The sequence below is a fragment of the Nostoc sp. genome (assembly GCF_036917575.1).
In the GTDB taxonomy this organism is placed as follows: Bacteria; Cyanobacteriota; Cyanobacteriia; order Cyanobacteriales; family Nostocaceae; genus Nostoc.
In genome coordinates this window covers 22,167-47,088 of sequence record NZ_JBALDC010000042.1, presented here as the reverse complement: position 1 = coordinate 47,088, position 24,922 = coordinate 22,167, and the positions used below count along the sequence as shown (strand labels likewise).

General features: G+C 40.7%; 18 protein-coding genes and 1 pseudogene. 11 read left to right on the top strand and 8 right to left on the bottom strand.

Annotation, left to right across the window (positions count from 1 at the left end; genetic code table 11):
- Positions 1 to 4: 4 nt before the first annotated feature.
- A complete protein-coding gene (locus V7K79_RS10765; RefSeq protein WP_335047390.1) occupies positions 5 to 808 on the top strand; it encodes a M15 family metallopeptidase in 804 nt (267 codons plus the stop codon).
- Here the strand turns inward: V7K79_RS10765 and V7K79_RS10760 are convergent.
- Positions 766 to 975, bottom strand: coding sequence for a hypothetical protein (locus tag V7K79_RS10760; RefSeq protein ID WP_335047388.1), 210 nt, complete (start codon positions 973 to 975; stop codon positions 766 to 768). The two genes, V7K79_RS10765 and V7K79_RS10760, sit on opposite strands and share 43 nt — an antisense overlap.
- Positions 976 to 1,349: 374 nt before the next feature.
- Here V7K79_RS10760 and V7K79_RS10755 point away from each other — a divergent pair, with 374 nt between their 5' ends.
- Together V7K79_RS10755 and V7K79_RS10750 are read left to right on the top strand one after the other, a co-directional pair.
- Positions 1,350 to 2,963: an NAD(P)H-quinone oxidoreductase subunit 4 gene (locus tag V7K79_RS10755; protein ID WP_335047386.1), complete on the top strand. Its 1,614-nt coding sequence runs from the start codon at positions 1,350 to 1,352 to the stop codon at positions 2,961 to 2,963.
- 202 nt (positions 2,964 to 3,165) lie between these two features.
- A complete protein-coding gene (locus tag V7K79_RS10750; RefSeq protein ID WP_335047384.1) occupies positions 3,166 to 3,771 on the top strand; it encodes a Uma2 family endonuclease in 606 nt (201 codons plus the stop codon).
- 102 nt (positions 3,772 to 3,873) lie between these two features.
- On the opposite strand, the gene V7K79_RS10745 is transcribed toward V7K79_RS10750, so the two are convergent.
- From V7K79_RS10745 to V7K79_RS10730, 4 genes are all read right to left on the bottom strand, one after another.
- Positions 3,874 to 6,687 (bottom strand): COR domain-containing protein, encoded by a 2,814-nt coding sequence (locus V7K79_RS10745; protein ID WP_335047381.1) that lies wholly within the window; start codon positions 6,685 to 6,687, stop codon positions 3,874 to 3,876.
- Positions 6,688 to 7,315: 628 nt separating this feature from the next.
- Positions 7,316 to 7,939 (bottom strand): Uma2 family endonuclease, encoded by a 624-nt coding sequence (locus V7K79_RS10740; RefSeq protein ID WP_335047378.1) that lies wholly within the window; start codon positions 7,937 to 7,939, stop codon positions 7,316 to 7,318.
- Between the two features lie 87 nt (positions 7,940 to 8,026).
- On the bottom strand, positions 8,027 to 8,845 hold the full coding sequence (locus V7K79_RS10735; RefSeq protein ID WP_335047580.1) for a type 1 glutamine amidotransferase: 819 nt from the start codon (positions 8,843 to 8,845) through the stop codon (positions 8,027 to 8,029).
- A 96-nt stretch (positions 8,846 to 8,941) separates the two neighbouring features.
- The gene (locus V7K79_RS10730) at positions 8,942 to 10,279 is read right to left on the bottom strand and encodes a Mur ligase family protein (protein ID WP_335047375.1); all 1,338 of its coding nucleotides are present in this window, start codon (positions 10,277 to 10,279) and stop codon (positions 8,942 to 8,944) included.
- Positions 10,280 to 10,637: 358 nt separating this feature from the next.
- Here V7K79_RS10730 and V7K79_RS10725 point away from each other — a divergent pair, with 358 nt between their 5' ends.
- From V7K79_RS10725 to V7K79_RS10710, 4 genes are all read left to right on the top strand, one after another.
- Positions 10,638 to 11,225, top strand: a complete 588-nt coding sequence (locus V7K79_RS10725; RefSeq protein ID WP_335047373.1) for a thylakoid membrane photosystem I accumulation factor — start codon at positions 10,638 to 10,640, stop codon at positions 11,223 to 11,225.
- A gap of 174 nt (positions 11,226 to 11,399) precedes the next feature.
- A complete protein-coding gene (locus V7K79_RS10720; protein ID WP_335047371.1) occupies positions 11,400 to 12,008 on the top strand; it encodes a hypothetical protein in 609 nt (202 codons plus the stop codon).
- Between the two features lie 125 nt (positions 12,009 to 12,133).
- Entirely contained in the window at positions 12,134 to 12,316 is a 183-nt protein-coding gene (locus tag V7K79_RS10715; RefSeq protein ID WP_335047369.1) for a type II toxin-antitoxin system HicA family toxin, read from the top strand.
- An 11-nt stretch (positions 12,317 to 12,327) separates the two neighbouring features.
- Positions 12,328 to 12,552, top strand: coding sequence for a type II toxin-antitoxin system HicB family antitoxin (locus tag V7K79_RS10710; RefSeq protein WP_335047367.1), 225 nt, complete (start codon positions 12,328 to 12,330; stop codon positions 12,550 to 12,552).
- A 140-nt stretch (positions 12,553 to 12,692) separates the two neighbouring features.
- Here the strand turns inward: V7K79_RS10710 and murD are convergent, their stop codons facing one another.
- Both murD and glyS read right to left on the bottom strand, forming a co-directional pair.
- The gene (gene murD, locus V7K79_RS10705; RefSeq protein ID WP_335047366.1) at positions 12,693 to 14,219 is read right to left on the bottom strand and encodes a UDP-N-acetylmuramoyl-L-alanine--D-glutamate ligase; all 1,527 of its coding nucleotides are present in this window, start codon (positions 14,217 to 14,219) and stop codon (positions 12,693 to 12,695) included.
- 84 nt (positions 14,220 to 14,303) lie between these two features.
- Complete coding sequence (gene glyS / locus V7K79_RS10700; RefSeq protein ID WP_335047364.1) at positions 14,304 to 16,457, bottom strand: glycine--tRNA ligase subunit beta; 2,154 nt, start codon at positions 16,455 to 16,457, stop codon at positions 14,304 to 14,306.
- Between the two features lie 1,450 nt (positions 16,458 to 17,907).
- Between glyS and V7K79_RS10695 the strand changes: the two genes are divergently transcribed.
- The 4 genes and pseudogenes from V7K79_RS10695 to V7K79_RS10680 all read left to right on the top strand — a co-directional run bounded on the left by V7K79_RS10695 (position 17,908) and on the right by V7K79_RS10680 (position 23,840).
- Positions 17,908 to 19,197, top strand: a complete 1,290-nt coding sequence (locus V7K79_RS10695) for a glycosyltransferase family 4 protein (RefSeq protein ID WP_335047362.1) — start codon at positions 17,908 to 17,910, stop codon at positions 19,195 to 19,197.
- A 504-nt stretch (positions 19,198 to 19,701) separates the two neighbouring features.
- Positions 19,702 to 19,761 (top strand): annotated as a pseudogene (locus tag V7K79_RS10690) (hypothetical protein); the annotation flags it as partial.
- A 363-nt stretch (positions 19,762 to 20,124) separates the two neighbouring features.
- Entirely contained in the window at positions 20,125 to 21,711 is a 1,587-nt protein-coding gene (locus V7K79_RS10685; protein ID WP_335047361.1) for an efflux RND transporter periplasmic adaptor subunit, read from the top strand.
- Between the two features lie 746 nt (positions 21,712 to 22,457).
- Complete coding sequence (locus V7K79_RS10680) at positions 22,458 to 23,840, top strand: carotenoid oxygenase family protein (protein WP_335047359.1); 1,383 nt, start codon at positions 22,458 to 22,460, stop codon at positions 23,838 to 23,840.
- A gap of 240 nt (positions 23,841 to 24,080) precedes the next feature.
- Here V7K79_RS10680 and V7K79_RS10675 read toward each other — a convergent pair whose 3' ends face one another.
- The gene (locus V7K79_RS10675; RefSeq protein ID WP_335047357.1) at positions 24,081 to 24,779 is read right to left on the bottom strand and encodes a CAP domain-containing protein; all 699 of its coding nucleotides are present in this window, start codon (positions 24,777 to 24,779) and stop codon (positions 24,081 to 24,083) included.
- Positions 24,780 to 24,922 lie beyond the last annotated feature (143 nt).

The following is a 24,922-nucleotide window of genomic DNA, read 5'->3' as shown; positions in this document are numbered from 1 at the left end:
ACCTTTGAATAAGGCAGGGTTTTCTGGAAAACCGCAAAACTCATCGAATGACCTTGGCGATGATATTCCAGTGGCTGTACGCGATACCCCTGTTGCAGCACCTAAAATTTGGTTGCAACCCCGAATTATCTTTATTGGGGGAATTGCAGGATTTGTCTTGCTGGCTTTAATTGGCAGTTTTTTGTTTTTCGTCACAGCACCCAAAAAAACTGCCAATTCTCAACTTTTACCAGCTACTTCTACTCCTACAACTCCAACAGCATCTAATAATTCCAGCGATACTGTGTTGGGGCATTTTCCATACCCAGAAGCCCCTGAGTCAGAACTAGTAACCATCTCCGCAAAGAAGGGCATTAGAATGCGAAAAGCTGCTGCCCAAAAGTTTGAGGAGATGGTAGCAGCAGCTAGGAGTTCAGGTGTAATTTTAGTACCAATTTCTGGCTTTCGCTCAGTCAAAGACCAAGAGCAGTTGTTTTTTGGTGTCGGCGCCCAACGGAATCAAACGCCAGCAGAACGAGCTGCCCTCAGCGCTCCTCCTGGTCATAGCGAACATCACACAGGTTATGCTGTGGATGTTGGAGACGGAGCAGTACCAGCAACTGATACCCAAATTAACTTTGATAATACCAAGGCTTATCGGTGGCTGCAAGCAAATGCAGCGCGTTTTAGCTTTGAAATGTCTTTTCCTAAAGATAATCTTCAAGGTGTAAGTTATGAACCTTGGCACTGGCGTTTTGTAGGCGATCGCGATAGTTTAGAAATGTTTTACAAAGCCAGAAACTTGAAACCCGCTAAGATATCGCCATAAAAGACAGTAGTCAAAATAATTCGGTCAGGAGTAATTAGTTTTACTCTCTTTTTGTTAATGGAGGCTGAAGAACTAAGTTCTGTAAGAACTGGACAGTAGTATTCAGCAATTCTCTTAGCGATCGCATCTGGTCGAGAAACTTTATCTAGATTGCAAAGTAAAATCACGGTAATTTTGTCATCAATAAAGCAGGTAATGTTGCTTGCAAATCCTAATATCGAAACATTATGACCGTTCAATCAAGCTCGCGTAGACTAAATAGCCCTGACAATTGGGCTAAACCAGGGAATGTAACTGTATTGTAACGGTGGCTTTAGCTGCCGTTTTTTGTTGACGTTGCAAAAGTTTACATTTAGAATAGATTCGTCAAAACTTAATAAGTATTTATTCTTATTTATCTTGAAAATTTGACATTTAATGAGTATATATTCCTATATTTATCAAAAATTTAATATCTTATAGTTAAAGAATGTTTACAAAAGTATTGATTACTTAATATAGTTAAACTGAAAGCGATAAGGCAAATTGATTGTCAGAAGTGATGAATGCTATTGAATTTCCTTGGCTAACAGCCATAATCCTCTTACCCTTGGTGGCTACCTTAGCCATCCCCCTAATTCCAGACAAGGAAGGTAGAACTGTGCGGTGGTATAGTCTGGGAGTTGCGATCGCCGACTTTGCACTGATGATTTATGCCTTTTGGTATGAGTACGACTTCCAGAGTTCAAGACTCCAACTTATAGAAAACTATCCTTGGATAACGCAGTTGGGTTTGCATTGGGCTGTGGGGGTTGATGGTTTATCGATGCCCTTGCTGCTTCTGACAGGCTTAATAAATACCCTCGCAATATTCGCGGCTTGGAAAGTTAACACCAAGCCGCGATTATTTTATGGTTTGATGTTAGCGATGTACAGTGCCCAGCTTGGCGTATTTGTTGCCCAAGATTTGCTGTTATTTTTTCTGATGTGGGAAATCGAGTTAGTGCCGGTTTACCTGCTAATTTCCATCTGGGGAGGACAAAACCGCCGTTATGCCGCTACCAAATTCATTCTTTACACTGCTGCTGCATCAATATTTATCTTGATTGCCGGTTTTGCAATAGCATTTTCTGGAGATACCGTAACTTTCGATATGGCGACTCTAGGAATGAAAGAATACCCCAAAACCTTGGAATTGTTGGTTTATGCAGGTTTCTTGATTGCCTTCGGTGTGAAAATGCCGATTTTCCCTTTACACACTTGGCTACCTGATGCCCACGGTGAAGCATCAGCACCCGGTTCAATGATTTTGGCTGGTGTGTTGTTAAAAATGGGTGGTTATGCTCTGATCCGCTTTAATGTGGAAATGTTGCCCAATGCCCATGTGACTTTTGCCCCAGTGTTAGCAGTTTTGGGTGTGGTTAACATTGTCTATGGTGCTTGCTGTGCCTTTGCTCAAACCAATCTCAAACGCCGCTTGGCTTACTCTTCAATTGCCCACATGGGGTTTGTGCTGATTGGAATTGCCTCTTACACAGAGCTGGGTATCAGTGGTGCAGTGTTACAGATGGTTTCCCACGGTTTGATTGCTGCTAGCTTGTTCTTCCTGTCTGGCGTGACTTACGATCGCACTCACACCTTGATGATGGATAAAATGGGCGGTATGGCTAAGGTAATGCCCAAAACCTTTGCTCTGTTCACCATTGGTTCAATGGCTTCTCTCGCCTTACCCGGAATGAGTGGTTTTGCAGGTGAGTTGATGGTGTTTCTGGGTATCGCCAGTAGTGATGTTTACAGTTCCAGCTTCAAAGTTGTAGTCGTGTTGCTGTCAGCAGTTGGGGTGATTTTGACACCGATTTATTTACTGTCGATGCTGCGTCAAGTGTTCTATGGGGAGCAAAATAAAGAGTTGCACTTGGATGCTGTAATATCTGATGTCAAACCCCGCGAAATATTTATCACCGCTTGTTTGCTACTGCCAATCATCGGAATCGGGTTTTATCCCAAATTAGCAACGCAGACTTATGATGTGAAAGCGATAGAATTAGCCGTCCATGCTCGTCAAGTTCTACCAATTGTTGCTCATCAACAACCATCAAGTCTGTACTCGCGTATTTTCTCTGCACCAACATTGGCGACTTCTCAAATTGAAAGTTCGATTAAAATTTCTGAGTAAATTAACTTCCCATTAAAAGGCTGCAAGTAAATTATAAATATTAGGAGAGTAAAGGGGTGGTTTCATAACCATCCCTAAAATTTTGGCATTATTGAGTTGAAATAGATTTTTAGGTAAGGGCAATTTATGTAAACGCATTCGCAAAGCGTCTAGAGCGTGAAGAGATTATAGTGAAAGCAAGTGAAGTAGCCAAACAGCAATTATGACCACCAACTTACCTGTAGTTACAGAAATTATACCAATGGTCTTGCAATTGCAACCTGCGATCGCATTAACCGAAGATCAATTTTACGAGTTTTGTCAGTTAAATCCCGACTTTCGTATCGAACGTAATGCTGTGGGAGAATTAATAATTATGCCACCTACTGGTTCCGAAACCGATCAGCATAACTTTGACATTATTGTTCAGTTGGGTATTTGGACAAAGCAGGATGGTACAGGTGTAGGCTTTGGTTCCAGTGGTGGGTTTACTTTGCCTAATGGTGCAGTGCGCTCGCCCGATGCAGCGTGGATAAAACGCGATCGCTGGGAAGACATACCATTGGAACTGCGAAAAAAATTTGCACCGATTTGTCCTGAGTTTGTGATTGAATTGCATTCTGAGAGCGACAACTTGCGAATTTTGCAAGACAATATGCAAGAGTATATTGATAATGGCACACAACTTGGTTGGTTAATTGATAGAAAACAACGCCAAGTTTTTATTTATCGTCCTAATATTGCGGTTAAGAAATTAGATAATTCTAAGACACTTTATGATGAATCGTTATTACCTAGATTTGTTTTGGATTTAAGTCAGATTTGGTAGGATTATCTCTATTTACCTGCTTTTTATGGGGGTTGCCGCAGACGGGGGGATCTTATCTGAATTGGATTTTAACACCAAGCGGCGTATTAATTCGCTAAACTCTTATTTGTTGCCTTGAAACTGCTTAATAATATTGCTAATTAAAGGTAACTGTTCCAGTACCATTTTTGTCAAATCCACAAAAGATTTCTCCGAAAGGCGGTCATCTTGACGGAGTTGCAGAACGCCTATTAAGACGAGGAATATTGCTGTACCAATAATTGCTAAAGCTAGATAATGAAACGGTAACGAACCACCAAAAAATGCAATTAGACAAAATACAACTACAAATACAAATAAATAGAACATTCCACTTCTAAATGCAAATGGAAGTTTAACTATATCTTCTGGCTGAGGATTTTCTTCTCGTTTAGATGGTTCTGTCATAAAATTATTCTCTTGGTTTGATGGCTGAATCACATTATTAATTGTCACAACGACATTTTCCCTTCTTGTCTCTGAGGAATTAGGTAGAAAATCGCTATTTATCTGTTGTTCTGCTTGAAGTAACTCCCTTCTGTCCATCACATCATCAATTAAGCTTAAGACATCAAGCATTTGATAGCTTTTTTGACATTGAATGCGTTCTTGCTTATCGGCTACAAACTGTCGCAATATCTCAAAAAAGTAAAAGTGTGGCTCTTGGCTATCTTTGCAGGTGTGGCAATTACAGGGGATTAACTTGTTGTACTTCAGTCGCTTATACGAATCATGAATTTTATCGAGTTCATGTGTAACTATGGTCATCAAATCTCTTTTGTGACGACCTGAGACTCGAATCTTAATCTCTCGCTTGCCGTAATATTCAATCACCTCTGTCTTCGTCTGGTCTTTGCTGAGAACAACGCCGCTTTTCCAGACACATTTTTGTTCATTTATCAACTCATGGATGGCGACGATAAATTGGGTGATGATGCCTTTGGGCATGAACTCATAAGTGTAACGCAGAATCAGATTGTTGGTTTCATCCCAGTTATAGGGGAGTTGATTAGCAGATAGTAGTTGTGGGGCAATATACTTTCCTTGGCTTCTAGGAATTTCGTAGCACAGTTTGAAGTTGATCATCAGGCACAAGAGTTCATCATGCATCGTGGCGTATTCGTCTTCACACCAGATGTTTGCCAAGTCAGATCGGGTGAAACTGCCCAGGTTGCGAATCACCTTTTCATTATCCAGCACTTTGTAGACTGCATCAGTTCCCCACTTGGGTTTGAGGATGACAGTCTTGTTCAAAAGAGGGTCTTCCTGGAAGTGCAAGCATACTCCCAAATCGTGCAGATAACTGCTCAACTGCAACTTGTCATTTCTTTGGGTGAACCCATTTTGTTGGCAGATGTTCAGGTATTTATCCAAGCTGATGTGATTGTGTGCGTCAGTCTCCAAAGCTTCCCGGACTCTAACCCATGTTTTTGGGAGCGGACTGCCAATATGAGGTAGATTTTTAACGTAATGCTTGATTTGTTCTAAAACTTGTTCTAAACCTCTGTTGTCAGCAAGGTTTGTTGGTAAAGTCTCCTTCAAATTAGTAAACTGCCCCCGAAACTGGAGTTCATTAATTTCCCGGTGGCGGTTTTGTTTCTCATTTTTGATGATTAGCAACGGACTGTTATCGCTCAACAGTTCTACTACATTCAACCAGTAATAAAAATCCGTGTCTTCCTTGCGGGTATCTGCTACTAAAAGATAGAGAGAACGCTTGGTGAGGAAAAATTGGTGAGTAGCATGGTAAATCTCTTGCCCCCCAAAGTCCCAAATATTGACTCGAAATTCTCGCCCATTTTCCATTGGGAAACCCCACTGGATCACCTCAATTCCCTTTGTAGAGTCTTCCTCTCGGAGTTGATAATTTTGGTATTTAATTTTCTTTGCCAGTGTTGTCTTCCCTGCGCCTCCTTCGCCGATAATTAGTAACTTTGCTTCACACAGATAATCTGTACCTTCTGCTTGTATTTGTCGGAAATAATCCTTAATTGCCTGAAGACCTCGTGCAACAACTTCTAGCGGTGGCTTTTCAATGGGGTTGCTGCTTAAAAACAGTCTGGTGAGTTGTTGCAAGCTGGCCATCGCTTCTGGCAACGTCGTTAATTGGTTAGCCCTTAAATCCAAGTAAGTGAGTTGTTGCAAGCTGGCGATCGCTTCTGGCAACGTCGTTAATTGGTTAGCCCTTAAATCCAGGTAAGTGAGTTGTTGCAAGCTGGTGATCGCTTCTGGCAACGTCGTTAATTGGTTGTAGCTTAAATCCAGGTAAGTGACTTGTTGTAAGCTGGCGATCACTTCTGGTAGCGTCGTTAATTGGTTGTAGCTTACATACAGGGTGGTGACTTGTTGTAAGCTGGCGATCACTTCTGGTAGCGTCGTTAATTGGTTGTAGCTTAAATACAGGGTGGTGAGTTGTTGTAAGCTGGCGATCACTTCTGGCAGCGTCGTTAATTGGTTGTAGCTTAAATACAGGGTGGTGAGTTGTTGCAGACTGGAGATCGATTCTGGCAGCATCGTTAATTTGTTGAAGCTTAAATACAGGGTGGTGAGTTGTTGCAGACTGGAGATCGATTCTGGCAGCGTCGTTAATTGGTTGTAGCTTAAATCCAGGTAAGTGAGTTGTTGCAGACTGGAGATCGATTCTGGCAGCGTCGTTAATTGGTTGTAGCTTAAATCCAGGTAAGTGAGTTGTTGCAGACTGGAGATCGATTCTGGCAGCGTCGTTAATTGGTTGCGATTTAAATTCAAAACCTCCAACCATTCCAGTTCAAACACATCAACAGGAATCTCTGTTAATTTTTCATCAGTAAACCGATCAGTGCTTAAATCTAATTTTTTAAGCCGTTTCTCTTTCGCTTCTCGAATTTTTTCAAGGAAACGTTGAGGCATGTTTGCCATACTGAGATTCACCTGTCAACGAAAATTATATGTAATGCCCCTGATTTGCTAGAGAATTTTGCAACTATTAATATTTTGCAATAATCCCAACAACCGCCATAGGTTAGAAACCTATGGCTAATAGCGAAAGTCCTCTTCAGAAGACTAAATTCCTTCTAGACTTGGGTTTTAGTCCACATTAAGTGGACTTTAGCTATGAGCCTGGAACTTCGAGTTTCAGGCGATCGCGGCTACTAATTGAGAATGCTGCAAGATATCAAAGCAATCTACTATCCTGTGTAGCACTACATGAGCGCTAATGATTTTTACGGAATCTAAAAATAATTTATCATTACGAATGGCTCAGATTAGCTTGTGAATGAGTCTTTGATACTCGTGAACGAGTCTTTGACACTCGTGAACGAGTCTTTGATACTCGTTGATGAGTCTTTGACACTCGTGAACGAGTCTTTGATACTCGTGAATGAGTCTTTGATACTCGTTGATGAGTCTTTGATACTCGTTGATGAGTCTTTGATACTCGCGGACGAGTCTTTGACACTTGTGAATGAGTCTTTAATACTCGCGGACGAGTCTTTAATACTCGTGAATGAGTCTTTGATGGTTCTTTTACTTCTTTAGCCGTTTTTTACGCAACTTCTCCAGCCCTAAAAATCTGTTCAGCAGCTAAATTCAATTCTGGAAACGCTGGTGATTGAATGCGATCGCTTCCTCTAAATTGCCTAACTTGATACTCACCTTCAATTAGTTGGTAAATCGAGATAGTTGGTTGTTTAGGATTGCCAATAAAGCGCCTACCACCTAAACCTAAATAGTCTACAATCCAATATTCAGGTATTCCGACCTCTTCATATTTACCTGCTTTGATAAAATAGTCGTCTCGCCAGTTGGTACTTACCACCTCAATTACTAAAGGAATTGATGCCGCTTGGCTTACAGTAGATTCTTTTTTCCACAGAGGTTCATTTACTAAATTAGAGTTATTCAACAACATTACATCTGGGGAGTAAGCTGCTTCACTCTGATTCGGTTTAATGAATGCTGTTTTGGGGATGAAATAAGGTAGTTTTAAACGTTTGTATTCTGTAACTATTTCCCCAACTAAAAATCCAACAATTTGTTCATGTTCACCTGTGGGAGGAGCCATTTCAACAATTACCCCATCATGCAGTTCATAGCGTCGTTGTGAGTTTTCTGGATACCAAGTAATAAATTCATCAAATGTTACTTGTTTGGTTAAGGCTTGAGTCATACTTTGCCCTCTTGCTTTATATCAAATTTGACCCCTCTTAAAACCTCTCCCCAAAACGGAGAGAGAGGCTTAATCAGCGAACTGAAGTTAAACTTTCGCCGCAGCAGCACTTGGTAAAGTGACTTTCAATCGCTTAAACATCGCTTCTCGTGCTTGTGCAGCGAGGCTGTCGTCAAAAGGTGTTAAGGTAATTTCCTGCTGATACTTTAGCCGCAGCGCTGTTTGAATTAACCAATCTGCAACAAAAGGATTTTTCGGTAACAATGGCCCGTGGGAATAAGTAGCGATCGCATTCTGATAAAATGCTCCTTCTGTCCCATCTTCACCATTATTTCCCAAACCGTACACCACTCGCCCCAAAGCTTCCACTTTCCCCAGTTTGGTGCGTCCGCCGTGATTTTCAAAGCCTACTAAATATGGTGTGCTACCTGTCATCTCTTTTAAATCTCGCGCCAGACGGGAAGCTGTCACTTCAATTACCAAGTTACCAATACAGCGTTTAGTATTTTCACCAGGATGCACAGAAACTAAATCGAGTATTCCCAAACCATCAATTCGTTGTCCCAAGCCTGGTTCATAATAATGTCCTAGTAATTGGGGTGAACCACAAGTAAATACTCCTGGTGTTCCATTTTCGATTTTTTCGCGCATCGCATCAGCTTTCGCACCTTGCAAATCACGCATGACAATTTCTTGCTGACGGTCTTGTGCGCCACCACCAACGATTACATCGACAGTTTTAATATCTGCGGCTGTGGAATTTTGATCTAAGGGTAATACTTTCACATCGTATCCCCGCCATTGAGCGCGACGTTCTATAGTAATTACATTACCGCGATCGCCATAAGTACTCATCAGCGTCGGGTACAACCAACCAATTGTTAATTCTAAATTTTGAGAATTCATATTCATAATTCGTAATTCGTAATTCGTAATTCGTAATTGGATTGAGTCATGGAAATTGGGAAATGGGAAAAATTTCTCTAATTCCGACTACCCAAGTTAAAGAATTTTCCTACCAGTAAGAACTTCTCGCACTTCTAACATGGCTGAGTAGGTAGGTAGAATATGCAAAGTTTCATTCTCTGGTGTATGCTCTAATGCAGTAGCGATCGCTTGTCGCAAATCTTCTTCGACTATTAAATTTAAGTTACTCTCAGGGGACTTTTGGCTGTAACGTAGACGTAGTGCCATATCGTAGACGCGATCGCCACTCACTACTAAAGTCCCACCGCGTTCGACTAATTTCTCGGTATCCACGTCCCAAATCCAGGATACATCAGTGCCATCGGGCGTGCGATCGTTCAATACCAGCAGTGTGGTTTTATCTGTGCTTTGAGTAACTACGCGAATGGTTTCATTCGTTCCCACAGGATTTTTTGATAACAATATTCGCACTCGTTTACCATTAATTACTAAATCTTCAGCCCGACCAAAGGCAGCTTGAAAATTATTAATAGTATCTCTAATTGTTGCTTCATCAACTCCTAACTCAACAGCCGCAGTTACAGCCGCTAAAGTATTATATTTGTTGTACAAACCAACCAGAATTTGCGACCATTCATTACTTTCGAGAGTCGGTTTACTTTTACTAAAACCACACTTTGGACAAGTAAAATCTCCCAAATGAGACAAATAAACACCTTTGTAATCTAAGGAATGTCCACATCTGGGACAATAAATAGAATCAACAGCGTGAGGAATTGCTTCTAGATAATGTTCTGGTTCATTCAAGCCAAAGAATAACACCCGTTGGGGTAACTGCTGACCCAGGTTAGATAAAGTTGGGTCATCAGCATTGGGAATTACCACCGTTTCTGCTGGTAGGGTAGAAATAACTTTTGTCCAACGCTTACTAATTGTGTCTACTTCCCCGTACCTATCGAGTTGGTCGCGGAATAAGTTTAAACAAAGAATGATTCGCGGTTGGAGTGGAGTTAATACTCTTGGTACAATATTTTCATCAACTTCCAAAATAGCGTAGTCAACATTTAGCGTCCCTACCAAGTTGGTGCTTTCCAACAGCGCCGTCATCAAGCCATTTTCTAGATTTGCACCTGTAGAATTATGAGCGATGCGAAAACCCTTGCGTTCTAATATCGTGCATAAAAGCAGTGCTGTAGTAGTTTTGCCGTTAGTACCAGCAATTAAAATTACTCCGTTTTTAACTTGCTGACTCAATAATTGTAAAAGTCGGGGTTGAATGCGACGAGCAATCGAGCCTGGTAACACACTAGCAGCACCCAGACGGAGCGATCGCACTATAAACGTCACACTTTTTGCTACTGACACCGCGAAACCCAATCGCAGTCTATCTATGAATTGTATTTTGTTTCCCACATCTGTATCCTAGTCTTTTGGCGGTTGCTAATTAAAAGTGCAAATTTAATCTTGTGAGTTTAGCGAATCCTGGCTGAAAAAGCCAGCGATCGCAATTTTGAATTTTAGATTTTGGACTTTGACTTCTCTTTGAGAGGCTATTCGCATTCGCACAGTCAAACGATTTTGGATTCTTGAGCCTTACGGTTGCGCTACTTTATCTCTGTTTTGACTTGCGCGTAGCGATACCAGTCACTTGCGAGAGATAATCTCAGTAAGCGTTATTTTAAAGAATAGTGCGTGGGCGTAATTACATATCTAGCCCCGGTTGCCAAATTAAGCACATCACAACAAGTAGTAGCTTGCAAGGTTCCTTTTGATGAATAGTACAAAGTTCCTTTTTTTACATAAACAAATTACTGGCTGGCAAAGATGGTTATCCAAATGCCTGTTGTTGCTTGCAAGTCTTTTGATTATAAGTATGCAACCTGCATCTGCTGGTCTTAATAATGATTTATATGATGGCAATATCTTTGTCGTTTATGCAGGCAATGGTTCATTAGTTCCTCCCAGACAGACACTAGCACAGACTTTAGCGGAACATAAACCCGTATTTTTGGCTTTTTATCTGGATGATAGCAGCGATTCTAAAAGATATGCCATTTCCATTTCACGGGTACAGGAATTCTATGGTCGGGTAGCAGAGATTATGCCGATTAGTGTAGATAATATCCCACCTAAAGACACCTACGACCCAACAGAACCAGGATATTACTATACTGGCAGTGTTCCGCAAGTAGTGGTGTTAAATAAATCAGGTGAAGTAGTTTTGAATAAAAAGGGTCAAGTACCTTTTGAAGAGATAGACGATCAATTTCGCAAAATATTTGATTTATTACCACGCACTGAAACAGCACAGCTAAAGCGGCGAGCCTTCAATGAGTTCAGTAGTGAGTTAGCTAAATAACTTTTGGGGTAGGCCAAATTGGTCTGCCCTAATTTTTAGTGCTATCTGTTACTACATTTCTGCCGATGCCAAAGCATAATATTGAAATATCTGGGTTAACACTTTAGGAAATATTCATAGTCTATAGTCCGTTATCAATACCAAATGCCCAATAATTAACTGAAGTGTATTCTGATGTCTAAAGTTTACACCACTCAAGAGCTAATTCAAATTTTGGCAGCTGAACGCCAAGCTTGCCTCAAAGGAAAACGTCTAAAATTAGAAATAACAGTATCTGGCAATCCTGTAATTGACCAGTTTATCAGAACTGATGGATTGCAACAGTTCACTGCCTATCAAGATTTCAAAACTGCAATTCACGAGTATCAAAGAGAAAATCGAGTTTCTGGTATTATCTGGCGGGAAATGACAGTTAAAGGAAAAAGCTTACACTATCCCGAAATAGATACTGAGTTAATTGCCCTCGCTAGTGACTTAGAGATATTAAAAGCTGCTAAGAATTCTATCGTAAAATTTTGGTGTGAAGTCACTGTGGGGATGGATTTATACTTGAGTTTTAATAATAGTAAACAACACCAACAAATTGTCACATCTGATATCGAAAGAATTGTTCAAAGAACAGAGTGGGCAAGTTTGTGCAAGTGGGAAAATTCTAACTTTTTGGAAATGATTTTGCAGCTAGGATGGGGTAAACCAGAAGAAGCTTATTATAAACGAGGAAGACCGCGATCGGGTAGTGAATATATTCATGCAGTCAATCCTGGAAATCGTCCTATTGGTTGATTGAGACGTAGGGTAGGAATACTAAAACCCACGACCAAATGACGGACATAATAGTGTTTACTTTGCTTTCTCAATAAGGCACTCTATCTGTAACAGAAATTTCAACTGTACAGATAAGTAGTAGCATGAAAGTACGTGATGTAATCAAGAGACTGGAAGCTGATGGTTGGTATATTGATAGAACTAAAGGTAGTCATCGACAGTTCAAACATCCTGATAAACCAGGCTTAGTTACAGTCCCAGGTAAAATGTCTGATGACTTAGCCCCTGGTACTCTAAGTAGTATTTGGAGGCAAGCACAGTTATAAGGAGAACGGCAATGCAGTATGTAGTGGTGATTGAAAAGGCTGAAGGTAATTACTCTGCTTATGTCCCTGATTTACCAGGTTGTGTGGCTGTGGGTGAAACTTTAGAAGAAGTCAAGCAGATGATTGCAGAAGCTATTGAATTTCATATAGAAGGAATGTTAGAAGATAATTTACCTATTCCTAAACCTACAAGCATTGCTCATGAGGTTGAAGTTGCAAATTACAGCAAAATATAATTATAGAAAACTACTAAATTAGTACCAAATAATCCTTCTAGTATTTTATCAAGTTAGTTTTGAGAGTTTGTAGTAAACACTTTAGTGTTGAGAAAATAAGGACTAAAGTCCTTAACTACAAACTTGTTGACAAACAATGCTTATCGACTTTGTACTATGGACTCTTGAATAGAGTTGTCAAATGGAAGTTCTACTCTGGCAGGTTTCCAGCCTTCCGCCCAAGCAAGGCACAGATGACGGAAACGATCGCCCCGCACCTCAAAATTCGGGTACTGGTCGAAACTCGCGCAAGCCGGAGATAGCAACACCACACGCGCTTGATATTGCTTGGCTAATTCTGCGGACTTGGGAATTGCCCTTTCCATAGTTTCCACAATATGGTGTGTATGATAACCTACCTCTTGCAGACGTTTGGCAAATGCTGGTGCAGCAGAACCAATTAATAACACAGCAGCAGCTTTGGTTTGAATTTGTGCTAGCCAGCCACTATCATCACCTGCTTTGGCTTCTCCACCAGCAATTAAAATCGCTGGACTGTTAACAGACGCTAAACCAACTTCAGCAGCATCATAGTTGGTGGCTTTGCTGTCGTTAATGAAATCAACACCTTCCCACGTGCAGATATGCTCCAAACGATGGGCAACGCCAGGAAATTCCCGAATTGCACGCGCGATCGCATCACGATTAATTCCCGCTAATCTTGCTGTTGCTACTGCCATCAACAGATTTTGTTGGTTATGTTCTCCCACCATTCGCAAACTAGATACTTTCACAATCGGTTCTGGTGCAGAGGTTGCAGTCAATTTTTCCACAACCCAGCCGTCTTCGATATAAAAGCCTTTTTCGCTAATTAGAAAATCTTTTCCTTTAACACTTGTCCAATAAGCATCAGGCCAAGCACTTAAACCTAGCTGGCTCAAGTAAGCATCATCGCCATTGAACACTTGCAACTCAGACTGACGTAATAACTTAGCTTTGATGTTGTAATAGTTCTCTAAAGTCTGATGGCGACTAAGATGATCCGGTGTGAAAGTCGTCCAAACACCAATCCGGGGAGCAAGAGAAACAGAGGATTCTATTTGATAGCTGCTAATTTCCGCAATCACCCAATCAAGTGAAGAGTTAGGAGTTATAAGTGAGGAATTATCAAATGTTTCTCTTGCTCCCCCTGCTCCTCTTCCTGCGTGAGATAGCGCAACTTCACAAGCGGCGTAGCCAATATTACCGCAAGCGGGTGCATTTAATTCTGCTGCTTGGAAAATGGCAGCAATTAAAGCTGTGGTAGTAGTTTTGCCGTTAGTACCAGTAATTCCTACCCAAGGTAGCGATTGCAAATTTCGCCAAGCGAGTTCTATTTCCCCAATAGTTTCAATACCTAATTGGCGTGCTTCAACTAATACAGGAATATCCCAAGGCACGCCAGGACTAACGACTATTAATTGGGGTAAATTAACACCATTCAATTCTGGGGATTGTCCTAGTTTAACGGTTATTTGCTCGGCAGCAAGTTCTTGTTGTTGTTCTAGGAGGGTTTGGGAGGTGTTGCGTTTAGCGAGGCTGTCCGCACTGGCGGAATCGCTCAACTCTACCTCCCAACCTTCCTGTTTCAACAATCTCGCCGCAGCAACACCGGACTTTCCCAATCCAATAACAGTAGCTCTAGGCATAGATTGCAGCAGAGTGTCCCTGGTTAAGCACTCCCTATACTAGCGTTTATTGGCAAAAATTACACAAGTTTTTGTTGACCTACGCTACAGATTTTTGACGATCGCACCAAAGTCGGCTAAAACACGGGCATGATTGCGAACTAATCCCAGCAGATATAACCGATTACGCTTGATTTCTGGATCGGAATCCATAACTAAAACGCTATCTGGGCCATCAAAGAAGTTACTAACTGTCGGAGCAATTTTTGTTAGTGCTGCTATTAATAGTTGATAATTTCGTGTCTGCTGTGCTGCTTGAGTTTGAGGTACTGATTCAATTAGCGCATTATACAAGGCTATCTCAGAGGGTTTTTGGAATAATTCTTGACGAACTACGGTTGTTGGCTCTAGCTGTTTTGTATCTAAATCACCTTGGGCAGCTAATCGTGTAGAACGATTAACGGTTTCGTAGATGTTATCTAAAGTACTGTCGTTGCGGATTTCTTGTAAGTATAAGGCGCGATCGCGGACATCCAATAAATCTTTTAACGTCCGTTCTGTGTATTCTGGATCATTTTGTCCCAAAACTGCATTTACCAAGTCGTAATCAATCTGCTTTTCTTCTTGTAGTAAAGTGCGGATGCGTTGTAAGAAAAACTCTTGTAATGCTGTGGTTAATGATGCCTGGTCTTTGTGATATTTTGTTGCAAAGTCTGTCGCTATTTGTGCCAATAAATCGTCTAAATTTATCGGTAAATTATCAACCCAAGTAATTTTAACTACAGCATTAGCAGCACGGCGCAAGGCAAAGGGATCGGATGAACCGGAAGGAATTAAGCCTAAACCAAAGATACTTACTAAAGTATCTAATCTATCTGCCAAACCAACAATTTTACCTGTGAGTGTTTCAGGTAAAATATCACCGGCTCCTTTTGGCAAATAATGTTGAGAAATTGCCTTTGCAACTTCTTCATCTTCACCACTGGCTATGGCATATTTTTCTCCCATAATGCCTTGTAATTCTGGAAATTCATAGACCATTTGTGTCACCAAATCTGCTTTACATAATAAAGCAGCACGTTGGATTCTTTGGCTTTGGTCTTCTGCTAATTTTAATTGACTGCTAATTTGCTCGGTAATTTTAACTATTCTATCTACCTTGGCACGCACCGAACCCAATTCTTCTTGGAAAGTGACTTTTTCTAACTGGGGTAAAAAGCTTTCTATTGGCTTAGTTAAATCAGCTTCATAGAAAAATCTGCCATCAGCTAATCTGGCACGAATTACCCTTTCATTGCCGACGGCAATAATGTCTGATTTTTTTGGGTCGCCGTTAGAAATGGTAATGAAATTGGGCAATAATTCTTGCTGAAAACTCCCTGGTTTGAAGACAGGAAAATAACGTTGATGAGTAACCATGACTTCAGTAATTACCTCAGTTGGTAATTCCAAAAATTCTGGTTCAAATTTGCCGACAACTACGGAAGGATATTCTACAAGATTGGTTACTTCTGCTAACAAATCGGGGTAAATTACTGTATATCCGCCTAAATTCTCGGCTACTGCCTTTACTTGCTCTGTAATCAGATTTACCCGCTCTTCTGGATCAACGGTGACAGATGCAGACTTGAGGGTGGTAACATAATCAGTAGCTTGGGCAATTGTCACAGGTTCAGGATGTAAGACCCGATGACCTTGAGTCAAGCGATCGCTCTGAATCGTTTTAGAATCATTCACTAATTCTAGAGGCAGCACTGTCTCATCTAACAAAGCTACTAGCCAACGAATTGGTCGGGAAAACCTGGCATCTCCATTGCCCCAACGCATTAATCGCTTACCTTCTAAACCCCAAATCCATTGAGGAATTAGTTCTGTCAATATTTCCGCCACCGGACGACCGGGAATTCTTTTTTGCACAAATACAAATTCCCCTTTGTCAGTGGGGCGAACAGATAGCGCATCCAGTTCCACACCTTGCTTTTTGGCAAAACCTGCTGCTGCTGCTGTCGGCTGACCATTTTTAAAGGCGGCTTGGGCGGGGGGGCCTTTAATTTCTTCTTCTCGGTCTGGTTGCTGAGATGGTAGACCTTTAATCACTACCGCCAGCCGCCGGGGAGTACCATACACCTGGATACTTTCGCCCTTGAGGCTGTTTGCTTCCAGGGTTTGGGGAATGCGTTCCTGCCATTGCACTAAAGCATCACTGAGAAAACTTGCAGGTAGTTCTTCTGTACCAACTTCTAATAGAAACCCAGGCATAGGACACTGTTTTCAACTTTGCGTAGCTCAACTTTATCAGTTATTCTCAAGCGATCGCTCGTGATTTTTAGCTGAATCGGTCATCTAACTGGACAAAGAGAAAACCACATAGATATAGGACTTACGCATAGGTCACGCTTGCATCAAACCATAGAGAGCGCAGAGAACACAGAGGAATAAGAGTTAGAGAGGTTTTTTGCGTAAGTCTTAAGATAAATCAGGGATGGAAGTTAGGTCAGATTGGATTGTATACAAAAGAGCAGCTTGTCGTAAAACATCTCTATAAACTTGGCATTTTATACAAAACTTTATAAAAAAATTACTTATCTTTATAAATTCATTACATTATATACGTAGTTTTATGCGGTATTTACGGATATATATTTCCATCGTAAGCTTAAGTAGAACGGCAGAATAAAACTAAACTATATTAAGAAAAATGAACGAAGCTAAAACCCCCTTCCCTCCTGCCTCCTGTCTCATCTCTACTACAAGTATTTACGCCGTTTTACCTACTTATTTCAGTAAACTGGTGGGGTTATCTTTAACCTCATTATAAAAATTGAGTAAAAAAGAATGTATAGACGTAGCATTGTTAAATCTCTACAAGACGCAATGTACGACTTTTTTTTATTCTTATGGGATGGACATCTTGTCCGTCCTTTCTGGTATGGAAAGATGCCTACCCTAGAATGGAATCAAGGTTTGACAAAATTAAGTTGCACACGGCGTCTACAAGGATTCTGGATAACGCATATTTAATTTCATCAAATGTCTAATAATTCCTCATTAACACTTTTACAAAGCTCAGTGCTGAGTGCAATTAATTTTACTTTTATTCCAGCACTCATTACTCAGCATTCAACAGTGTTTTGGTAAGTGCCTTTAAACTACTTAAAAAGTAGGATTCTCTCTTATTAATACAATATTGATGATTTGTTTAAAAATACTTCATGTGCCAGTTTAAAAGGCGGAATGAGGGTTATATGCATAATACTGAATATAATGCTACAATTTTCCAAGTGTAAATTTAGGCATTAGTTCGGAAATTAACAAACCAACTATTGTCATAATTATCAGAAAATCAAGCCTATATTTATCAATAGCCTAACTTGTTTATATCAAGTGATATTTTTATTTGTAAATGTTCTATGCAGTGCAAAAATTATCTTTTTAAAAATATAAAAGTTTTGAATTTAATGTTTAACACAATTTTAATTAAAGAATTTTATAAGTCAAAATACAGTATTTGCAAATAAACGAAGTACAAAATGCTGGGATGAAAATCAGATATAAACAGTTTCTACCTCTGCCTCTTGCCTGCAAACCAGTAGCTTTGTACTTCATGCAAAAAAACGCTGTAAATAAGAAAAATAGCAGCCCTCACTGTCTATTTAAGTAAGTAATCCGATCGTCTCATGCTGTCTTCAGAAAATTCACAATATAGTTTATGCATATTCTAATTTATTCCTACAACTATCATCCAGAGCCAATTGGAATTGCTCCGTTAATGACTGAATTGGCAGAAGGACTAGTAAAGCGAGGTCATAAAGTGCGAGTGATTACGGGAATGCCCAACTATCCTCAGCGCGAAATTTACGATGGATATCAAAATAGATGGTATCTTACAGAACAAAAAAACGGCGTGACTATTCAACGAAGTTACGTCCGAATTAAGTCTAAACCAAACCTTGTGGATCGGCTGTTACTGGAGTTGAGTTTTGTTTTCACAAGCTTACCCCAAGCTTTTCAAGGTGGGCGACCAGATGTGATTATCTTAACAGTCCCGCCGCTACTAGGTACGTTACCAGCAACAATATTGGGCTGGTTATACAACTGCCCAGTAGTTCTAAATGTGCAAGATATTTTACCAGAAGCTGCTGTGCGTATCGGGTTATTAAAAAACAAGTGGATGATCCGAACTCTTGCAGCTTTAGAGAAATTTGCATATCGGACTGCACACACTATTAGTGTGATTGCTGATGGGTTTCGTGAGAATTTAGTAAATAAAGGAGTACCTGTTAATAAAATCGTTTGTATTCCCAATTGGGTAAATGTAAATTTCATTCGCCCGTTACCGAAACAGAGTAACTCTTGGATATCTAACCATCAACTAAATGGGAAATTTGTAGTACTTTATTCAGGCAACATTGCTCTAACGCAAGGTTTAGAGACAGTAATAGAAGCAGCCGTTTGTTTACGTCATATTAAAGATATTGTTTTTGTCATTGTTGGCGAATCAAGAGCATTGCAAAGGTTGCAGGAATATTGTCTATCAAATGGAGCAGATAATGTTTTGCTACTACCGTTACAACCGCGAGAAAAACTACCTGAAATGCTAGCAGCTTCTGATGTCGGGCTAATTGTGCAAAAGCACAATGTGATTTCGTTCAATATGCCTTCAAAAATACCATTGTTATTGGCGAGTGGTCGCCCAATTGTAGGTTCAGTTCCCGCCACTGGTACTGCTGCTAGAGCCATCGAACTCAGTGGTGGTGGGATAGTTGTTGAACCAGAATCACCGCAAGCAATGGCTGCTGCGGTGCATGATTTATATGCTAATCCTGCTCTAGGAAAGAAGCTAGGTAACACAGGAAGACAATTTGCCGAAGAAAACTATTCCTTAGAGCAAGCGCTCGATCGGTATGAGTGGCTTTTTTCTCATATTGTTAGCAACGGAAAATCAACCGTGGGTATCTTACCAAAATTCAATTCTAAGAAATCAGTTGTGGATGGTTGAACAGGATTGAGGATTTCTCACTCATTAGCCACACAAACAGAATCTCGATTGGGATAAATTAAATCACCCATTCGGGTGAGTTAAAGATCAACCGATCGGGTGAACTAACTGTAGGAAGTTGAGACTGATCAAAAATAGGAATCTAGAGAATATTAATCGATTGCACCTCGTTATTGGTGAGGATAACTTGATGATTATAGATATGAATTAATCAGTGTAGGCATAGCCCGCCGTACCCATACGGGGAAGCAAGCCACGTGAAGTGTCTCGTAGAGAAGGCATCGCTCCAGACTCTTCCTTAAGATCAGTATTCAGTACTACTCAAGAGGGATAAACTCATTTGTAAATAATATTAATCTCGTCTACTATGTGGTTATAATGCAAGCAAGCGCTTGCAAACACTCATAGAAAACTTAGCATCAAGTACGGCACAAACTTATGCACCTTTGATCTACAGCAACTAAGGTATTTGCAACGGCAAGTTTAACCACAGCGACAACGCGAGAAATTGCTCGTGTTGCTGCGGTCAATGAGGTAACTTTATTTCGTTATTTTCAGAACTAAAAAGCAACTACTAACTTGCTCTGATTACCGAAGCGATCGCTTTACAGGCAGAAGCTTTAGCTACCACAACATGAACCGTACTTTCTCTGTAAACCAAAGTACTGTGTTTATACTGACTAACAAAAAACTATAAATTACACTTTAAGAAATTGAACGGAGTTAAGTAATGTACAAATAAACCATAATGTGCTAATCAAAATTGATTTATTTTAGGTGCTAGACATGATGAGCGATCGCCCAAATACCCAAACATATTTTTCACCAACATAGAGAAAAAAGGCTAAAAAACCATTCAAATAATTAATGCTTTTTTAGCGAAAAGTAGATTGCCCAAGTCTAAATCCACAAGACGAGAAAACGAAGATGTCCCATTCTGAGTTCCCTGACTCTCCCCTTTCCATTGAAACAGAACAACCCGCTGTTACTGATTCTAGTCAAGAATTGCAAGAATTGCCACCGCGATCGCCTAAGCCACCTCGAAAACGGCGTTGGCCCCTGATATTAGGAGTCGTCTTACTAATTGCAGGTGTAGGTTTAGGTTGGCGCTGGTGGCAAACTAGTAATGCTAGCAAAGCACCAGCGGCCGGAGCAGATGCCGGTCAACCTAGAGCAGTTCCGGTCAAGCTAACGACTTTGCAAACTCAAACCGTGCAGCAAAGTTCGGAGTTTATCGGTTCTTTGGAAGCTCCAGGTTCAGTAATCATCAAGCCACAGGTTGAAGGACGAATTACCGAGATTTTCATCCAAGAGGGCAACCGCGTTCAACAGGGACAAGTCATTATTAGTCTGCAAAGTGATGATGTCCAAGCTCAATTGTTACAAGCTAGAGGCTCACTGCAACAAGCCCAGGCACGTCTTGCTGAACTCAAAGCAGGTACGCGACAAGAAGAAGTTGCCCAAGCTAGAGCGCAGTTAGCCCAAGCCCAAGCTCGCTTTAGAGATGCCCAATCGGGATCGCAACCAGAAGAAATTGCTCAGGCTGAGGCTCAAATTCAGTCAGCTAAATCTGATGTGGAACTAGCACAGTCACGAGCCAAGCGATACGCACAATTGAGAAAAGAGGGCGCAGTTTCTCAAGATACCTTAGAAGGATATGTCAAAGAACAGCAAAGTGCTGAAGCTGCCTTGGTTGTTGCCCAGAAACGCCTAGATCAACTCCGCCAAAGCAGAAAATCTAGTATCAATGAGTTAGGTGGTGCCTTAGAACAACAGAAACAAAATTTAAGACAACTAGAAAATGGTTCTCGTCCAGAAGAAATTGCCCAAGCGCAATCGCAAGTAACTCAAGCAGCTGCCCAAGTTCAAGCTGCCCAAGTCCAATTGCAATACACAAAAGTTTTAGCACCTTTCACTGGCATTGTTGGTGATATTCCAGCAAAGGTGGGAGATTATGTACAAAAAGCCGACCAACTCACTACACTGACTAGAAATGACTCTTTACAACTGAATATTTCCGTTCCCTTAGAAGATGCTAAAAAGCTGCGCTTAGGATTACCAGTGCAAATGCTAAACGCTCAAGATAATATCATAGCAAGGGGTAAGGTGAGTTTTATTTCTCCAAACGCTAGTTTAGATTCCCAGACAGTTTTGGTAAAAGCCAACTTTGGTAATTCAAGAAATCGACTGCTTAATCTTCAGTCAGTGCAAACTAGAGTAGTCTGGAACGAACGTCCAGGAATTTTAATTCCAGTTACAGCAGTATCTCGCTTGGGTGGAGAGACATTTGTATTTGTGGCGCAACAAGCGCCAGCAGAAAAGTCTAAACCTGAAGCGCCATCTTTGCTAGCTCAACAAAAGCCTGTGAAATTAGGAGTTATTGAGGGGAATAGTTATCAAGTTATCCAAGGACTAAAAGCAGGGGAGAAAATTGTTGTTTCCGGCATTCTTAATTTAACCAATGGCGCTCACATTACTCCTGAAACCCAAGAAGTTGGTAGTCAGAAGCCTTAGCTGAAGAGAAGATAAGGGTGCGGGGAAAGGGGGGACATATTTGGCTAATCCCTCATGCCAAATACCAAATACCCAACGCCCAATTTTTAAACTATGTTTGTTGACTTCTTTTTTAAGCGGTTAATTTTTGCGTTTGTATGTGCGCTCATCATACTTTTTATAGAATTAAGAAGTAAATCCGCTATCATTGAAACTCTAAAGCGAATTTATCAGCAAAGCTGACATCATCAAACGCGTCAAAGAAGGTATTATGTAGTATCAGCTTCACAAGGATAAAATTAGAACTAAGTAAGATTTTTCAAGTCAGCTATAAGACACTCTATAACTGGTTTAATCGATGAAAATTAGAGAGAATGCTAGGATTGTCTAAAGAAACCAGGAAGAGAATGTAAACCTAAATTTAATTACTAGCTCTTGGCACTTTAGCTACTGGTTTAACTCTTAAAGGAAAATTAAAACAGAAGTCAACGATTAAAATAAATAACTTATACCAGTTAGATTAACAAATAACTTCCTTGTATTAAATTTATGTGCAACTACAGCAGATATCTAAATAAATATTTAGATATCTGCTGTAGCACACCCTATTATGAAGATGAATGGATCCCTACAAATAAAACAAATTAAACAACTAGAGAAAAAATTGAATTTTCGATTGCAAAAATTATACAACGCCCTCAAAAATTCCATCTGGGCATAATCAGAGACCCGAATGTATAGTACGAATGTACACTGAAATCAAGACAATGGTAACAACGGCAGTCAATCCCTATCTAGATGGCAATTTTGCTCCAGTCCATGAAGAAATCACCACCGAAAAATTGCCAGTCATCGGTGAATTACCCCTTGACCTATCAGGAATGTTTGTGCGGAATGGTCCTAACCCTCAATGGACACCTATCGGTCAATATCATTGGTTTGATGGGGATGGGATGTTGCATGGTGTGCAAATTAGCAACGGCATAGCCACTTATCGTAACCGCTATGTGCAGACAATTGGATGGAACAAAGAACGAGAAGCAGGTAAAGCTATCTGGAGTGGGTTGTTAGAACCACCACAAATGGATAACCCCCACGGTCGCCATAAAAATACTGCTAATACTGCCTTAGTGTGGCACGCAGGTCAGATGTTAGCGCTGAACGAGGGAGGTAAACCTCACGCTATTAAACTGCCTGAATTAGAAACCATTGGTGAGTACACTTATAATGGCAAGCTGGTTTCTGCTTTCACGGCTCATCCTAAAGTAGACCCAGTTACAGGGGAAATGATCTTTTTTGGCTATTCTCTGTTGGCACCACCGTATCTGCAATATAGTGTAGTCTCAGCACAAGGCGAACTATTGCGGACAGTGCCAATTGAACTGCCAATAGGAGTGATGATGCACGATTTCGCCATCACTGAAAACTACACGATTTTTATGGATTTGCCGCTGACTTTGAACCCTGAAAGAGCGCAACGGGGAGAACCTCTAATGATGTTTGAGCGCGATCGCTCTAGTCGCTTCGGTATTGTACCACGTCACGGTGACAACAGTAATATTCGCTGGTTTGAAAGTCCTGCTTGCTACGTCTTTCATACCCTTAACGCTTATGAAGAGGGTGATGAAGTAGTGCTGATTGCCTGTCGCATGAGTTCTACTACTGTTTTGAATTTTGATGATTCGCAACCCGACCCAAACGCAAATATTCCCCGTTTGCATCGCTGGCGATTTAATCTCAGCACGGGGACAGTACGTGAAGAGATGTTGGATGATGTAGCTTCGGAATTTCCCCGCGTCAACGAAAACCGATTGGGGCGACAAAATCGATATGGCTACGCTAATAAAGCGGCAAATAGTCCCGTACCTTTATTTGAGGGTATCATCAAATACGATTTCAGCAATGGAAAATCCCAAATACATGAATTTGGACAGGGGTGCTATAGCGGTGAAACTGTATTTGCACCGCGTCCTGGTGCAACGGCTGAGGATGATGGTTGGCTGATGACTTTCGTCCACGATGAGAATTCAAACACTTCAGAATTAGTAGTAGTGAATGCCCAAGATGTGATGGCTAAACCTATAGCGCGGGTGATAATTCCGCAACGAGTGCCTTATGGGTTTCATGGTGCTTGGTTTGCCGGAGAATAGCTCAATGGCTAGTTAGAAACTGCGTCTACACTGATAAAACCCGCCTAAGCGGGTTTTAAATTCTTTGGCAGGTGGACTTGGTTCGTATAGCTGCGATTTCTAATCGCCAATTATATTCTCCTCTCTATTCCCTCAAATTATACCAATTCTTTAAAATGAGGCAATACATTCAAACTCCTAAACCCAGATATAGTCTAGCTTTCTTAATTACGAATTACGAATTAAGAAGCAAAACTGGTATTATTTATCACTATATCCTCCAGCGTAGTCAATTACGCAGATTGTTTTATATGATTTGTGAGTTCCATAAGCAACACCAGAGACTTTAAAAGCGCCGTTAAAAATGTTTTTTCGATGGCCGCGATCGCGTACACCATCATCAATAATTAACTGCATGACGATATCTTGAGCGCTGTTTGGCCCATAACTGATATTTTCACCTGCGGTTGTTTGCCATTTACCATAGCGGTTGATGCGAGTAAACGGGTTGCTACCATCGCTACCATCATGACCTATAGCACCTTTTGGGCCTTGGTCTTTTACGTGGTCTTTTGCTCCTAAAGACATACCTTTAGATGCACTCAAGGCTCTTATAGGACGTGCTGATTTCAGAAATGCGATCGCTTCATCAATTGCCTTAACTCCTTCTTGAGTTTGTAGATAAGTATTATTAGAAATTTTGACTCGGTTCCCCTGAAAGCGCTTTCTGTAGTTTTCCATAATTGGAAGGTATGCTTTAGGATTTGTTCTTACCTTATTTGTTTCAACAATTACCTGTTGTTCCAATGGTGAAAGGTAACTCACCTTTGCTAATAAAGTTGGGCTAGTTTGTACTGCTGGGTTAGAGTTGGTTACAGACGGATTAGATTGAAGCAGTTGATTTGAGCAGCCCAATATTAAGGTAATTGGCAAAAATACCCAAAAATTTATGCGACGCATCAATTACCTCACAATTTTTCTCTGGATTAATTTAGTGAATTAGAAGAAATAAGAATTTTCAACGCACAGATAAATCGTAAATGCTTCTGCTGTTATAAACGATATCATGACTGACTTAAGTAAGTTTGCTAAAGAAAGCGCAG